General features: G+C 58.3%; 13 protein-coding genes. 2 read left to right on the top strand and 11 right to left on the bottom strand.

What is annotated here, in order from left to right:
- Positions 1 to 73: 73 nt before the first annotated feature.
- The 7 genes from atpC to J3351_RS04435 form a co-directional block, all read right to left on the bottom strand.
- Entirely contained in the window at positions 74 to 481 is a 408-nt protein-coding gene (atpC, locus tag J3351_RS04465; protein WP_097770960.1) for an ATP synthase F1 subunit epsilon, read from the bottom strand.
- Positions 481 to 1,893 carry a F0F1 ATP synthase subunit beta gene (gene atpD / locus J3351_RS04460; protein WP_005933079.1) on the bottom strand — a complete coding sequence of 471 codons (1,413 nt, stop codon included), beginning with the start codon at positions 1,891 to 1,893 and terminating at the stop codon, positions 481 to 483. Before atpD ends, atpC begins: the two co-directional genes overlap by 1 nt.
- Positions 1,894 to 2,031: 138 nt before the next feature.
- Positions 2,032 to 2,910 (bottom strand): ATP synthase F1 subunit gamma, encoded by an 879-nt coding sequence (gene atpG / locus J3351_RS04455; protein WP_154276373.1) that lies wholly within the window; start codon positions 2,908 to 2,910, stop codon positions 2,032 to 2,034.
- Positions 2,897 to 4,651: a F0F1 ATP synthase subunit alpha gene (gene atpA / locus J3351_RS04450; protein ID WP_005933083.1), complete on the bottom strand. Its 1,755-nt coding sequence runs from the start codon at positions 4,649 to 4,651 to the stop codon at positions 2,897 to 2,899. The genes atpG and atpA overlap by 14 nt, the downstream gene beginning before the upstream one ends.
- A complete protein-coding gene (gene atpF, locus J3351_RS04445; RefSeq protein ID WP_005933084.1) occupies positions 4,641 to 5,132 on the bottom strand; it encodes a F0F1 ATP synthase subunit B in 492 nt (163 codons plus the stop codon). Before atpF ends, atpA begins: the two co-directional genes overlap by 11 nt.
- Positions 5,133 to 5,149: 17 nt before the next feature.
- Positions 5,150 to 5,374: an ATP synthase F0 subunit C gene (atpE, locus tag J3351_RS04440; protein ID WP_005933085.1), complete on the bottom strand. Its 225-nt coding sequence runs from the start codon at positions 5,372 to 5,374 to the stop codon at positions 5,150 to 5,152.
- A 37-nt stretch (positions 5,375 to 5,411) separates the two neighbouring features.
- Positions 5,412 to 6,095 carry a F0F1 ATP synthase subunit A gene (locus J3351_RS04435; protein WP_005933086.1) on the bottom strand — a complete coding sequence of 228 codons (684 nt, stop codon included), beginning with the start codon at positions 6,093 to 6,095 and terminating at the stop codon, positions 5,412 to 5,414.
- Positions 6,096 to 7,347: 1,252 nt separating this feature from the next.
- Here J3351_RS04435 and J3351_RS04430 point away from each other — a divergent pair.
- Both J3351_RS04430 and J3351_RS04425 read left to right on the top strand, forming a co-directional pair.
- The gene (locus J3351_RS04430) at positions 7,348 to 7,662 is read left to right on the top strand and encodes a hypothetical protein (protein ID WP_207697217.1); all 315 of its coding nucleotides are present in this window, start codon (positions 7,348 to 7,350) and stop codon (positions 7,660 to 7,662) included.
- An 86-nt stretch (positions 7,663 to 7,748) separates the two neighbouring features.
- On the top strand, positions 7,749 to 8,051 hold the full coding sequence (locus tag J3351_RS04425; protein WP_097770964.1) for a Dabb family protein: 303 nt from the start codon (positions 7,749 to 7,751) through the stop codon (positions 8,049 to 8,051).
- Between the two features lie 93 nt (positions 8,052 to 8,144).
- Here the strand turns inward: J3351_RS04425 and J3351_RS04420 are convergent, their stop codons facing one another.
- The 4 genes from J3351_RS04420 to J3351_RS04405 all read right to left on the bottom strand — a co-directional run bounded on the left by J3351_RS04420 (position 8,145) and on the right by J3351_RS04405 (position 14,639).
- Positions 8,145 to 10,178, bottom strand: a complete 2,034-nt coding sequence (locus tag J3351_RS04420) for an ABC transporter substrate-binding protein (protein ID WP_207697216.1) — start codon at positions 10,176 to 10,178, stop codon at positions 8,145 to 8,147.
- Positions 10,179 to 10,454: 276 nt separating this feature from the next.
- Positions 10,455 to 11,714, bottom strand: a complete 1,260-nt coding sequence (locus J3351_RS04415; protein WP_207697215.1) for a ferredoxin family protein — start codon at positions 11,712 to 11,714, stop codon at positions 10,455 to 10,457.
- Positions 11,715 to 11,718: 4 nt separating this feature from the next.
- Positions 11,719 to 12,699: a trigger factor gene (gene tig, locus J3351_RS04410; protein WP_005933098.1), complete on the bottom strand. Its 981-nt coding sequence runs from the start codon at positions 12,697 to 12,699 to the stop codon at positions 11,719 to 11,721.
- A gap of 17 nt (positions 12,700 to 12,716) precedes the next feature.
- Positions 12,717 to 14,639 carry a hypothetical protein gene (locus J3351_RS04405; protein ID WP_207697214.1) on the bottom strand — a complete coding sequence of 641 codons (1,923 nt, stop codon included), beginning with the start codon at positions 14,637 to 14,639 and terminating at the stop codon, positions 12,717 to 12,719.
- Positions 14,640 to 14,738: the final 99 nt, after the last annotated feature.

Raw genomic sequence — 14,738 nt, 5'->3', positions numbered from 1 at the left:
AAGCGCAGTAAAACAACAAAAACACCGTCAGCCCGTTGTGTCAGGCTGACGGTGTTCTGTTTGAGGGGAGCGTTTAACGCTTGTATTTGGCGGCCGTCTGCAGGCGCTGCATGGCGCGGTCCAGTGCGATCTTGCTCTGGTAGTACTCGTGCATGCTCTGCTTGTGCTGCAGGCGCTCCTCGGCCCGGATGCGGGCAGCCTCGGCGCGGTTGCGGTCGATATCTTCGGGCCGCTCGGCGCTGTCCACCAGCAGCAGGACAAAGGTGGGGGTCACTTCTGCAATGCCGTCGCCCACCAGCACCTCGCGGGTCTCACCGTCCACGGTGAACTTTGCAATGCCCATGTGCAGGGCCACCAGCACGGGGTTGTGCCCGGCCTGCACGCCGTACACGCCGTCGCCGGTGGGCAGGGTCAGGCTCTCGCAGTAGCCCTGATAGAATTCACCGCTGGAAGCCGTGATGTTCAGGATGAACTTTTCCATCAGTTGGCACCGCCCTTTTCCTCCGCCTGTTTGTCTGCGTACTTCTTGCGGGCATCCGCAAGGGTGCCCACGTTGAAGAATGCCCACTCGGGCAGGTCATCGCACTGGCCGTCCACAATGGCGGCAAAGCCCTTGACAGTCTCTGCCAGCGGGACGTACACACCCTTCAGGCCGGTGAAGTTCTCGGCCACCGCAAAGGGCTGGCTGAGGAACTTCTGCAGCTTGCGGGCACGGGTGACGGTGAGCTTGTCCTCTTCGCTCAGTTCGTCCATGCCCAGGATGGCGATGATGTCCTGCAGCTCCTGATAGCGCTGCAGGGTGGCCTGCACCTTGCGGGCCACACGGTAGTGCTCCTCGCCCACGATGTCGGCTTCCAGAATACGAGAGGTGGAAGCCAGCGGATCGACAGCGGGGTAGATGCCCTGCTCCACGATCTTGCGGCTCAGAACGGTGGTTGCGTCCAGATGGGCGAAGGTGGTTGCAGGAGCCGGGTCGGTCAGGTCATCGGCGGGGACGTAGACGGCCTGCACCGAGGTGATGGAGCCGTCGCGGGTGGAGGTGATGCGCTCCTGCAGGGCACCCAGCTCATTGGCCAGGGTGGGCTGATAGCCCACGGCGGAGGGCATCCGGCCCATCAGGGCGGAGACCTCGCTGCCTGCCTGCACGAAACGGAAGATGTTATCGATGAACAGCAGCACGTCCTTGTGGGTCTCCTCACGGAAGTACTCTGCCATGGTCAGGCCGGTCTCGGCGACCCGCATACGGGCTCCGGGAGGCTCGTTCATCTGACCAAAGACCAGCGCGGTCTTGTTCAGAACGCCGGAAGCGTTCATCTCGCCCCAGAGGTCACAGCCCTCACGGGAGCGCTCGCCGACACCGGTGAAGATGGAGTAGCCGCCGTGCTCGGTGGCCACGTTGTGGATCAGCTCCTGGATCAGCACGGTCTTGCCGACACCGGCACCGCCGAACAGGCCGATCTTGCCGCCCTTGGCGTAGGGAGCCAGCAGGTCGATGACCTTGATGCCGGTCTCCAGAATTTCAGTTGCAGGTTTCTGCTCCGCAAAGCTGGGAGCCTTGCGGTGGATGGGCCAGTGGGGCAGATCGTCCACCGGGCCCTTGCCGTCGATGGGGCGGCCCAGCGGGTCGAACATGCGGCCCAGAGTGCCCTCGCCCACAGGGGCATTCAGGCCGTGGCCGGTGGCGGTAACTTCCATCCCCTTGCCCAGACCCTCGCTGGCAGAAAGCATGATGCAGCGCACCGTCGTTTCATCGACGTGCTGCGCCACCTCCATGGTGCGCTCAGTGCCCTCTGCGGTCACGGTCAGCGCTTCCTGCAGGGCAGGCAGCTTGCCCCCGGTGAATTTGACATCCACCACGGGGCCCGCTACTCGAATAATAGTTCCCTGTATCATACAATTGCCTCTTACTCATGTATTGAACCTCTCAGGCACTTCGTGCCAGCTCCCCTAATAGGGGAGCCAAGTCTACGCGGCAGCTTTCTTGCCTCTCCTACCAGGAGAGGTGGCAATGCGAAGCATTGACGGAGAGGTTTACTCGTTATTCTGTACCGCCGCCGCGCCGCCGATGATCTCGGTGATCTCCTGGGTGATGGAACCCTGACGGGAGCGGTTGTACTCCAGCTCCAGATCGTGGATCATATCCTTGGCGCTCTTGGTGGCGGAATCCATGGCGGTCATGCGGGCGCTCTGCTCGGCGCAGAAGCTCTCGGTCATGGCACCAAAGATCATGCCGTGCATATAGATGGGGGCCGTCTGCTCGAACACCGTCCAGGCATCCGGGAACATCTCCACCTCGCCGCGGGGGTCGCCCAGACCCTTGGGAGCAGGCGTGAGGTGGGCACGATCCAGCGGCAGCAGACGTTCCATGACCGGCTCGCTGGTCAGCGCGTTCTGGATCTTGGTGTAGACGATGTAGATCTCGTCCAGTTTGCCGGACTTGAAATCATCGATGGCATCCACCGTGATGTCACGGGCACGCTGCAGGGTGGGAGCCGTGGCACCGTAATGGAAATCCTCCACCAGACGGGGATCCTTGTGGAGCAGGGCACGGTAGCCTACCTGACCGATGACATAGAACCGGTCGTTCTGGTCGGCGTGCTCCCGCAGGAACTTGAGCAGGTTCTGGTTGTAAGCACCGGCCATGCCCTTGTCGGCGGTCAGCACGATGTAGGCCCGCTTGGGGTTTTCCAGATCCCGCTCGTGGAAGAAGGGGTGCTCCGGCTCGTCGGGCAGGTGGGGCACCACGCGGGAAATGGTATCCCGCATCCGGGTGAAGTAGGGCAGAACATTCTGGTAGTTCTGCCGGGCCTTGCGGAGCTTGGAGGAGGAGATCAGGTACATGGCATTCGTGATCTTCATGGTATCCTGAATGCTCTCGATCCGCTCCTTGAGCAGCTTACTGGATGCCATTGCTCTCCCCTCCCGCGAATGCCTTCCACGCGGTCAGGATGGTGTCCACCTGTTCCGGGGTGATCTTGCCCGTGGACGTGATCGCGTCCATGGTGCCGGAAACATCGGCGTGGAACTGGCGCACAAAGGCATTGGTCTTTGCGCGCTGGTCAGCCAGCGGCAGGTCGTCCAGCATCCCGTGGGAAGCCAGGGTCAGCACGACCACCTGCTCGGCATCGGACTTGGGCTGGTACAGCGGCTGCTTGAGCATCTCGGTCAGGGCCTTGCCGTGTTCCAGCTGGCGGCGGGTCTCAGCGTCCAGATCAGAGCTGAACTGGGCAAAGGACTCCATATCCTTGTACTGGGCCAGCTCGATACGCAGGTTGGAATTGGCCTTCTTCATGGCCTTGGTCTGGGCAGCGCCGCCCACACGGGAGACCGACAGGCCGACGTTGACGGCGGGGCGGTTGCCTGCGTTGAACAGGGCGCTTTCCAGGAAGATCTGACCATCGGTGATGGAGATGACGTTGGTGGGGATGTAAGCAGAGACATCGCCCGCCTGGGTCTCGACGATGGGCAGGGCAGTGATGGAACCGCCGCCCAGATCGTCGCGCATCCGGCAGGAGCGCTCCAGCAGACGGGAATGCAGATAGAACACGTCGCCGGGGTAAGCCTCACGGCCGGGAGAGCGGCGGAGCAGCAGGGAGATGGCACGGTAGGCCACCGCATGTTTGGAAAGGTCGTCGTAGACGATCAGGACGCTCTTGCCCTTGGACATGAAATACTCGGCCAGTGCAGTGCCCGCATAGGGTGCGATGTACTGCAGGGGGGCAGAATCGGAAGCCGTGGCAGCCACGATGGTGGTGTAGCTCATGGCACCGTGCTTCTTAAGGTCCTCGGCCACGCGGGCGATGGAGGAAGCCTTCTGGCCGATGGCAACATAGATGCAGAGCACGCCGGTGTCCTTCTGATTCAGGATGGCATCGGTGGCAATGGAGGTCTTGCCGGTCTGGCGGTCGCCGATGATCAGCTCACGCTGGCCGCGGCCGATGGGGAACATGGAGTCGATGGCCAGGATGCCGGTGTGAAGCGGGGTATCCACGCTCTGGCGCTCCAGAATGCCGGGGGCCTGCTTCTCAATGGGGTTGTAGCCTTCGGCGTTCACCGGGCCCTTGCCGTCAATGGGCTCGCCCAGCGGGTCGATGACACGGCCCAGGAAACCATCACCCACAGGGATGCCGGCGCGCTTGCCGCTGCGGGTCACCAGAGTGCCCACGCCCACGGTCTCGGCACCGTCGAACAGCATAATGCCCAGCTTGCCCGGGTCCACACTCTCGACCATGCCTTTGGCACCGTTCTCAAAGGTGACGATCTCGCCATAAACGGCCTTGTCCATGCCCTCCACCTGCACGATGCCATCGGCAGAGGAGATGACCACGCCGCCCTCGGCAGAGGTCTGGGCGGGCTTGTAATCCTCGATGCGGGTCTTGAGGGTGGCCAGAGAGGGCTTGCCAGCCATCATCTGGTCCAGCTGGTGGCGGCCGGAGTTGTCGAATACCCGGTCGCCAACCTGCAGCACATAGCCGGAGAGCAGGCTCTCGTCCACCGAGACATTCAGGATGACCTCAGTGGCATCATAGAGTTTCTTGACCTCGGCCTTGATGCGGGCGATGTCCTCTTCACGGAGCTGATGTGCAGCGCGCAGGTCGGCCTTGACGATGCGGTTCTCAGAGAAGAATTCGCGGCTGAACTCAGTTGCCATGCTCAGCACCTGCTTTCTCCAGCAGATCGTCCAGCAAACGGGAATCGTCCTGCTCGGTCAGGTTCCGGCTCAGCAGCTTCTCGCACATGGCGCGGGCCAGTGCGGTAGTCTGTGCGTCGGCTTCGCGCAGCTTGTGCTGGCGCTCTGCCTCAGCAGCGGCCTTGCCCTCGGCTACAATGGCATCGGCCTGTTTCTGGGCCTCGGCCAGCAGCTGCTGCTTTGCAGTTTCGGCCTGCTGCTCGTAAGTCTCGCGGCGGGCAGCAGCCTCGGTGTCCACATTGCGCAGCTTGTCCTGCGCAGCGTTCATGGCCGCAGCGGCCTCCTTTTTGGAGGTCTCGGCGGCGTTCAGTGCGTCATCCACCTGTTTCTGACGCTGTGCGATGATCCCCATAACAGGCTTGTACAGGAATTTCCGCAGCAGCAAAAACAGAATCAGAACGTTGACGACTGTATACAGAAGATTCAGATTCAGTGTCAGCATTCGTCATGCCTCCGTTATCAACCCAGGAACAGGATGATCAGCAGTGCAACGACGAAACCGAAAATTGCAGTACCTTCGGCCAGAGCAGCACCCAGCAGCAGGTTGGTCTGGATCTTGCCGGAAGCCTCGGGCTGGCGGGAAATAGCCTCGGTTGCCTTGCCGGTTGCAATGCCGATGCCGATGCCGCCGCCAATACCAGTCAGCGCTGCAATGCCAGCGCCCAGAGCGATAAGTCCGTTCATAATTTTAATCTCCTTTTGATTTGATGATGGAAAGGGTTTACTCTTCGTCTCCCATGGTCTCCTTCATAAACAAAGAGGTAAGGAACACAAAGACGTAGGTCTGGATCAGACCATCGAACAGGTCAAAATACAAGCTGAAGATGGCAGGCACGAACACAGGCACCACCAGCTTGATCAGCTCCATAATGACAAAAGCGCCCAGCACGTTGCCGAACAGTCGCATGCACAGGCTGGTGGGCCGGATGGCCACCTCCAGCACGTTCATGGGGGCCATGATGGGGGTGGGGGCAGCCAGGCTCTTGAGGAAGCCAACGCCGCCGCGTGCATGGATGCCGGCATACTCGATCAGGCAGATGCTCATCAGAGCAAGGGCCGCTGTGACGTTCAGGTCCTTTGTGGGGGGCTTGATGCCGAACACACCGATCAGGTTGGAGCAGCCGATGTACAGCGCCACGCTCATCAGATAGGGGACATAGCGCTTTCCACTTTCGCCCAGCAGGCCCACAAAGAAATCATTGATCGTAGTAACGACCGTTTCCAGGATGGCCTGCCGCTTGGTGATGTGATCCACCCGCAGATTCCGCGTCAGCAGGATGGAGCCGATGACAAGAAACGCCATGATGCCCCAGCTCACGACCACGGACTCCGGAATGGAAAGCCCGAACACCGTGACCATGTCAACATTCAGCTCTTCTTTCAAAGCAGCAGTCAACGCATTCATTGATTAGCACTCTCTCCTTTCTTAATTTGTGATGGTATCATAGCACGATTTCTGTCGGTTTTACAGCCCTCCACCTAACATTCTACTTTTTGTTATATTCCATTTCTGCTTTGGATGAAAACAGTTGTGCAGATTGCAAAAAGTACAGGGGGAAAACTATGCGATTTGCACAATCTCTTTGCTGATTCTTAACCATCTGTACCATTTTCTGGCCTTTGGATGAGGTGAAATCGGCATTATTATTCACAGATTTTATAGCGGGCATATCAGATTTATATAGCTGCATGCTCTGCGATGATGCCTATTTAACATGCCGGAGCAGTGTCTGCGATGGCCCTGCACGATCTGCGGGGCAGAGCCTTTGCCCGGGGAGGTGGAGCAGTGCACCGGAAAGACGAAATTCATGTATCCCAGAAATTTGGACTTTTGATGCAAAAGTATGTCTGATTTGTTGTGCACTCTGCGAATAGACAAACTGTGCATCTTCCTGTATAATAAAGCCAGAAACCAGAGAAGTACAGCAGAAGCTCAAATGAGAGCTAACCCCGCTGACTTTAAGCAGAAAGGAGCGAGACCGATGGTCGATATGGAACCCGCACAGTTCGGACAGACTGTCGGGATTCGCTGAGAAGCAAAACAGAGGCTCTCCACAAACGGGATGTTTCCCCCGTATAACAAAACAAATCAAAGAGCCGGTCTTGAGCATCAAAAATGCGAAAACAGTACAGTCTGTCAGAATAAATCCCCTGGCAATTCAAATAGATCCGCCCGAGGTGATCTCCCATGATGAGGACAGTTACACGGATGCACCTGTTTGAATGACCAAAAAGGAGTAACTCCAATGTACTAAGCAATGGAATCCCTGGCAAATCTAACTCGAAAGAATGTGGTAATATGAAATTCATTTTCAGAATCTCGGTACCGCAGTCCAACAGTTAAGAGAAGGGTCAGTCCAATGTACTAGAGTAGTTCATCCCCTTGCATAAAACTCTTCAGTTTCAGGTAGTTTCTAAGGAGAGTCACCCTATGAAACGCATACTCCGAAAATGAGAGAACCCAAGGAGAAGAGGCTTATGACTCCGAAGAAGTAAGTATCCAGCCGGACGAGGGCTTGCAAACGCCTCGATCCGGCTGGTTTTTTGTTGTGCGGCCGTTGTTTGCGGGCGGGGCCTTCCCTTTTGTAGAGTTGAATTCCGTCCTTGTTTTTTCCATGGCCGTGTGTTATTCTGATAGAAAAGGAGGTGCATTTCCTATGACAGGTTCTGTTCTTTTTACAATCGTACTCACGGTACTGTGGTTTATTACTGGCGTGCGCGACCTGATGGGCAAGGATCCGCTCATTAACCTCCCATTCAACCAGTATAACCGTGACCCTGAATATCGGGCGTTCTGGCAGAAGAAAAATGGCATCTGGGAGTTGGCAAACGGTATTACGTTTGGCCTTTCCAATGTTCTGATCGTGTTCCCAGAGGCCCGCACAGCCCGCACCGTGGTCTTGGTGATTATGTTGATCGTGGATGTCATCTACGTCGTTGCGTATGAATCGTGGGAGCACAGCAACGACTAAAAATAGAGCTCTGCCGTTTCTCAAAAACCAATTGCACCTCCTGCATTTCTCTGCTACAATGGAGAAAACGCAGGAGGTATTTTATTATGGTCAAGCATATCATTCTCTGGCAGCTCAAGGACGAGCTTTCTGCCGCCGAAAAGGCAGAGATCAAGGCGAACATCAAAACCGGGCTGGAGGGCCTGGCAGGGCAGATCCCGGGCCTTGTGGAGGTGCATGTGAACATCAACGGCCTGCCCTCTTCCAACGCAGACCTGATGCTGGATACCACCTTTACCGATGCAGCCGCCCTCAAGGGCTACTCCACCCACCCCGCCCACGTGGCTGTGGCCGATGGCAAGGTGCGCCCCTACACCAAGACCCGCGTCTGCCTGGACTTTGAAGTGTAACTGAACATGTAAAAAGAACACCCCCTCTGCGGCGCAGCTTCAGAAACTGCCATGCAGAGGGGGTGTATTTTGTGTTATGAGAAGAAGGAACGCTTAGCGAGCGTCACGGTTTGCCTCGTACTCGTCCATGGAGATGTAGTGGTCGAGGACGTGGATGCCCTTCAAGCGCTTGTTGGAGAAGCCGATGGAAGCGTACTGGCCCTCCCAGTAGTTCAGGCGGGTCGCCAGATAGGCGGGCACGCTCATGCCGCGCGGAATGACCAGTGCGTTGGTGATGAGCAGAGCCTCGGCATCGGCAAAGGCCTTGTAGCGGGCATCAATGTCATCGGTGATCTGCTTTGCGGCCTCGATGGCGTTCATGTAGGCCATAACAGCATCTGCGGTCTCGCCGGTGATGAAGCCGTCCTCCACGCCGGTGCGCAGGTAAGCATAGCGCATTCCACGGGAATTCTCGGCCTGATAGAACGGGTCGGTCTCGGTCTCGGGGTCGGAGTAGTCAGCGCCCCAGTTGCAGAGCAGGAACTCGAACTTGCCGTTGCGGCGCACAGCAGACAGGAAGCTGTCGGAGGGGCCGGCGGTGATGATGATGTCGATGAAGTCGGTGCCGTCGTTCAGCACACCCTCCAGCTGCTGCTTGAGCACCTGGCACTGCTTGTCCCAGTCGGTGGAGGAGGGGTTGTAGGGCAGCTGCACCTTGATGGGGAAGGTGACCCCCTGTGCGGTCAGCTCCTCAATGGCGGCATCGCGGTACTCCTTGGCCTCGGCCTCGTCAAAGAACTCGGTCAGGTCGGCCAGGCCGCCGCACTTGGTGTAGTCCACACCATCGGTGGTGGCGCAGAAGTTCGGGGGAGTGATGGTGTTCAGCTTGTAGCTGTCGTAGCCCAGAGGTGCGCTGACAGCCAGCGTAACGGCGTTGTTGATGCCGTACAGGAAGGCCTTGCGGAAGTTGGTGTTGTTGATGGCCTTGGCCCAGTTCTCGGGCTCGTATTCTGCATCCACGCCCTCAACGTTCCAGTTGGAGAACTCGTGTGCAAAGGGCATGAAGTTGAACATGTAGAAGTAGGTGTAGTTGGTGTTGGGACGATCCATGGAGACCATGTCCTTGGTGGTATCGTCAGCCAGCCAGCTGTCCAGAATATCGGAGCCGATGGTGGCTTCGTCGATCTCGCCGCGCTTGATCATCTCGGGGCCGTTCACGGCAGCCTCGGCGTTGTAAATGCGGCTGATGGTGTCGATAAAGACATTGTCCGCATCATAGTTCTCGGGGTTCTTCTTCATGATCCAGGTTTCCAGAGACTCGTAATCAGACAGGTAGAAAGCACCGCAGCTGTACAGGGTCTCGGCGCTGGTGGCATACTGGTCGCCCATCTCGCTCAGCAGGGGGCCGTAGGCGGGCTCATAGGGCAGGTAGCACAGCAGGCTCAGGAAGCCGGGGAAATCGTAAGTCAGGGTGTAGGTCAGGGTGTGGTCATCCACAGCGGTCACGCCCACGGAATCAAAGTCCACAGGGGCGTAGGTGGAAGCGGTACCGTCCGCTGCGGTCACGGTCACGTTGCCGCTGCCATCGGTGACATAGGTGGTGCCGTCATCGTCCACAGTGCCGTTTTCAGCATTGGTCAGGTAGACGTGATAGTTGTAGTAATCATTCGCACCGGCAATGTAGGCGGTGACCAGGCCCACGTTGGAGGAAGCGTAATCCGGGGTCAGCACATACTGCAGGGCATCCACAAAATCCTGTGCGGTCACGGGGGCAACGACTTCGCCGTTGTTGTCCACCCAGTTCTCCTCACGCAGGGTGAAGGTCCAGGTCAGGGTGTCGGCATCCCACTCCCACTTGGTGGCCAGGCCCTCGCGCATCACGCCCTTGTTGTCGTACTCGACCAAGGTGTCCACGCAGTTTGCACCCACGACCATTTCCAGGTCGGTGGCGGTGGTCAGATAGTTCAGGGTCGCAGGCTGGCTGGAATAAAGCACGGTGTACTTGCTGGTATCCGCACCGGAAGCAGAACCGGAGGAGCTGCCGCCGCTCTTTCCGCCGCAGCTGGACAGCAGACCGGCGGCGCAGGCACCTGCGGCTGCCAGGCCGCTTGCCTTGAGGAACTGACGACGAGAAATAGACTGTTTCATAATGAAATTCCCTCTTTTCTTCGTGTTGAAGTCTGGTTGCCGCCCAAAGCCGACAGGCCCGCTGTTTCCCGGCAGCGGGAAGCAAAAAAGGCGTAACGGAAACACATCCGTTACGCCTTTGTAACTTGTCCTCCCGACCACAGCTGGGTGGTTAAAAAGAATTATAGCATTTTTTTGGAGCTGCGTCAATGGGAAACATGCTCGCCCTCTCAGTCATTGCTCCGCAATGCCAGCTCTCCCAAAGGGAGAGCCTTTGGCAAACTGGGAAAGCAAGTTTTATTCATTTACAGTGGAAGTGACCGGAACGCCAGGGGCTCCCCCTTCGGGGGAGCTGCCGCCGATAGGCGGCTGAGAGGGTGAGGCATTTTTAATTTCTTCTGCCAGCTCCTTTGCGGCCGCCTCCGCGGCCTTTTTGGCCTCGCGCTCGGCCTGACGCTCCTTGGCGCGGGCCACAGCCTCTTCCTGACGCTTTTTGGTGCGCAGCTTGATGCGGCAGACAGAACAGATGCCGTCCGCACAGTTGGGCGCAATGGGCTTGCCGCATTCCTTGCAGAGGGTCTTGGTGCACTTGTAGACACTGACAGGGCCAAGGCTGGTGAGCTGGCGCAGCTTCAGGCCGTCCAGACCGCCGTTGGAGCAGGCGGCAACGCAGACCCCGCACTCGCTGCACTTCCACGGCGTGATCACCGCGCGGGTCTGGCCGTCGGGCAGGTCCTCAAACTTGATGGCACCGCTGCGGCAGCTCTTCTCACACCGGCCGCAGGCAAAGCACTTCTGGGTGAAGTTGGGCAGGTGGTAGCCATAGCGCAGGGGCGTTTCGGACACTGCCTTGAGCTGCTTGGTGTACTGGTGGAGCAGCAGCCGGAAATCCTGGCTGCTCTCGTCCTCGCTGCGCAGGCCGGGCAGCATCCGCAGCAGCTGCTTGGTGCCCTTTTTGGAGCCGGAGGTCACCTGCTCCATCATCTCACGGCGGGAATATTCCTTGACGTGGAAGGGGGCATCGTCCAGCTCGTATGCCAGCGTGAACCGGGCCTCGAACAGGGGCTGGCCGAAGAACTCCACCAGCCGGGTCAGAACGGCACGCAGATGCCCGGCGCAGACATCGTTCTCGCACTCGCCGCAGGGGGTCAGGTCGAGGACGATCTTCTTGTTCAGGGCAAGGTAGGCCAACGCTTCCCACGAATAGGCCGAGACGCAGGTGCGCACCACGGTGTTTTTCCGGGTGGATCTTTCGCAGCCGATCCAGATGGTGTCGCCATCGCTGTCGGCAGGGGAGATATCCCGCTGCACCTGCTCCGGCGAGGGGGCAATGCAGCCAGACCGGCAGGCTGAGACGCACAGGCCGCAGTCGGTGCAGGGATCCCAGTCCTTGACAAGGTTGGGGCGGGTGAAGATCTCATCACCATAGGGGCAGATGTCCTTGCAGGCTGTGCAGGGGGTGCGGTGGGGGTGCAGGTTCCAGCACTGCTTGCGGTTCACTTCGGGGTGGGTGGTCTTCATCAGCGCATCCATGGCGTAGCGCGTAAAGATACTCATAGGATCACTCCTTTTCAGGGTCCATCACCGTGGTGATGTCGGCGTTGTCCAGCAGGAAGCGCTGGACTTTCTGTGCAACCAGTGCGGCGGCAAGGGTGTCCGGGCTCAGCACCCGGCGGATGTCGGCCTCCGGGGTGTCCTGCAGCTGGGACAGGCGGCGGTACTCGTTGTTGACCTCCAGCGTGCTCACGGTGATGTTCTCGGCCTCGGCAATGGAGCGGGAGGCCAGCATGGAGCGCAGGTTCCGCTCGGCAGCGTCACGGTAGCCTGCCCGCAGGGCGGCAGCGGTGGTGTGGCTGTTCTTGCAGTGCTTTTCCAGAGTGATGTTGCTGCGGGAGAGCCGCTGCTCCAGCATCCGCATCTCATTGTCGGCGGTGCGGTCCAGCATGGCTTCGGGCAGGTCCACGGTCAGGTTGGCACCGGCCTTTGCCAGCAGTTCCTGCCCGGCGGCGCGGTCGGCGGCATCTTCGTGGATCTTCCGCTTTTTGGCCCGCACGGCCTCGCGCATGGCGGCAAGGTCTGCATAGCCCTGTGCCCGGGCAAATTCCTCGTTCAGCTCCGGGGTGGTCTTTTCGGCCACGGAGTGCAGCTTGATCTCAAACTGCGCGGTCTTGCCGGAGAGCTCCTCCACCCGGAACTGCTCCGGGTAAGTGAAATCGAAGCGGAAGGTCTCGCCGGCGGTGTGGCCGTAGATGGCATCTTCGGCGGCAGGCATCAGCTTGCCGTCCCCCAGAACCACCATCACCTTTTCCATCCGGCTGTCGGGGATCTCCTCCCCGTCCATGAAGCCGACAAAATCCAGCAGGACCCGGCTGCCGCGCTTGGCGGGGGCGGTGGAGTTGTGGTAGACGGAGCGCATCCGGGTCTGGTGGACCATCTCCTGGTCAATGGTCTTTTCGGAAAGCGGCCGCACATGACGGGTGACAGCCAGCCCCTTGTACTGGCCTAATTTTACTTCCGGTAGATTTTTTGCGTTGTTGGACATATCGTTTTACTCTCCTTTTATAAACCATGAACAGCCAGCCAGTTTTCCGCAACTGCGGAAAACATTTCTGGGTATTTGGCGTTTTCAGCATCAAATTCATGGAGATAGGTCTCCACTTCCTCACGTGTCACGGGAGTGGTGCGTTCCCAGATCGTGAACACCGTGCCGTTGCCCATATCGAAGGTCGCAACTTGCTGGTGGGTAGTCTCTCTCAGCTGAAGAAAAACGGCGTTGAACCGGTGGCCCAGTTCCGTGTCCGGAGCCAGTGAGAGGGGGAACGGGTCTGCAGTTACCACATATCTGGCATCAAAGAAACCGGTGGGGAAATAGTGGGTGCCCGGCACCGAGAAGCTGTCCGGCAACTTGCCGTCCAGTGCATGGTTGGGCAGGTCACAGTTCCGCAGGTGGCCGGGATTGTAGAGCATGTCATCCGGGATCATATAGGCGACCTCGCCCTCCCCCAGATGTTCAACCAGCCATTGTGCCATGGCCTGGATCTGCGGTTTGTCCTTGCGGTCATAGGTCAGCTCGTCCAGCCGCTGATACTCAGCAAGGTCTGCCGGGTGGAACGCATGGATAACGAACTCTGGCAAGGCCATGACAGTGAGCGGGGAGCACCGCACCGACACGGCGAACAACAGTGTAAAGACCCAGAAACAAAGCTTTGGTATTTTGAAATGCTCGATACTCTCTGCCAGACCCGCCGCACCGCAGAGAAACAGAATGACATAGGCGGGCACGTACAGCAGCATCTGGTGGGAGCCGGAATTCTGCACTCGGGTAAACAAGAGCATACTGAGCATCAGCTCACACAGCGCCAACACAGGCAGGCTGGGCTTTTTCCGCTTGACGCAGAGCCACAAACCAAACAGGATCAAAATAAGGTTCAGCAGGCCGGTGCGCATGGCATGATAATAGAGCTCTACTGCAATGCCGCCGACATTATAGTACGAGTAGCGGTCGGAGTAGTTAAAAGCCAGGATCTTGCTGACCATGGGCCAGAGCAGAACCACCATTGCTGCCATGGCGCAGACACCAAACAGGATGAGGTTGCGTACTCGGCGCAGGGCAAGGCCCTTTTGGCCCTGTTTTGCGAGCTTTGCACTGCTTACAAAGAGCAGAAGCGCATAGGAAAAATAATAGCCCACCACAAAATATAAGTACCAGCGGCGGCTCAGGATAATCGCGGCCGTTGCCAGGAAGATGAGCACGAACCGCCCCGGCTCCAGCTTTTCAAAACGGTAGTCCAATGTGAGGAGCAGAATGGCAAAAGCGAAGATCAGACCGAACCAGTCCGGCTGTGCCAGCATAGCGCTCATTCGCAGGAACGGATAGGTCAGCACCCAGGAAAAGCCGATGATAAAATACCAGAACTTATTCTTGACCTCCAGAATCTGCCCGATTTTGATCGTGAGACCAGCCAGCATCAGCATAAGGCTGGGGAGCACACAGAAAACCTGCGCAAAAGCGTAGCTGTCACCCGTTTTTGCGGTGAGGCAGAATGGGAACTCGGTGAACAGAGTGATGAAATTGGTGTAGTCTTCAGAAAATGTGCTTATGATATACTTAAAACCAGCCACCGGACCCAGCGCAAAAGCCGCTTCGGTATTGAACTGCTTCTGAATGTAGTTCACATAATCCCAGGCGTAAATGAACTGCCGCCGACCCAGCGCCCAATAGAAGTAGAGCACAGCTCCGGCCCAGAAGGCGATGATGGCTGCGCGGTGGAAGAAGTCCAGCTCCACACCGGCAGTGTGCAGCACCCACAGCGCGCCGTAGAACAGCACACAGCTGCACCACAGGCTCACCAGCGGGAAGAACGCCGCCGCGGTGGGGAACAGCAGGCCCACCAGCACCAGCAGGAGTGCTCCGGCACCCAGCCCGATGCCGCCTTTTGCCCAGGGCGAAAGGGTCTTCTTTTCAGAAAGTATCGTTGACATTGTACATGCTCCTCGGTTTTGAACCACAATATTACAGCTTACAGTATAATGATTCCGGGCGGCGCAGGCAAGAGGGCAGGCCCCCGGAAGATAAAATAT

It is taken from the genome of Faecalibacterium sp. Marseille-Q0746, assembly GCF_017377595.1.
Lineage (GTDB): Bacteria > Bacillota > Clostridia > Oscillospirales > Ruminococcaceae > Faecalibacterium > Faecalibacterium duncaniae.
The sequence above is the reverse complement of the archived record's forward strand: the minus strand, read 5'-3'. Positions and strand labels throughout refer to the sequence as shown.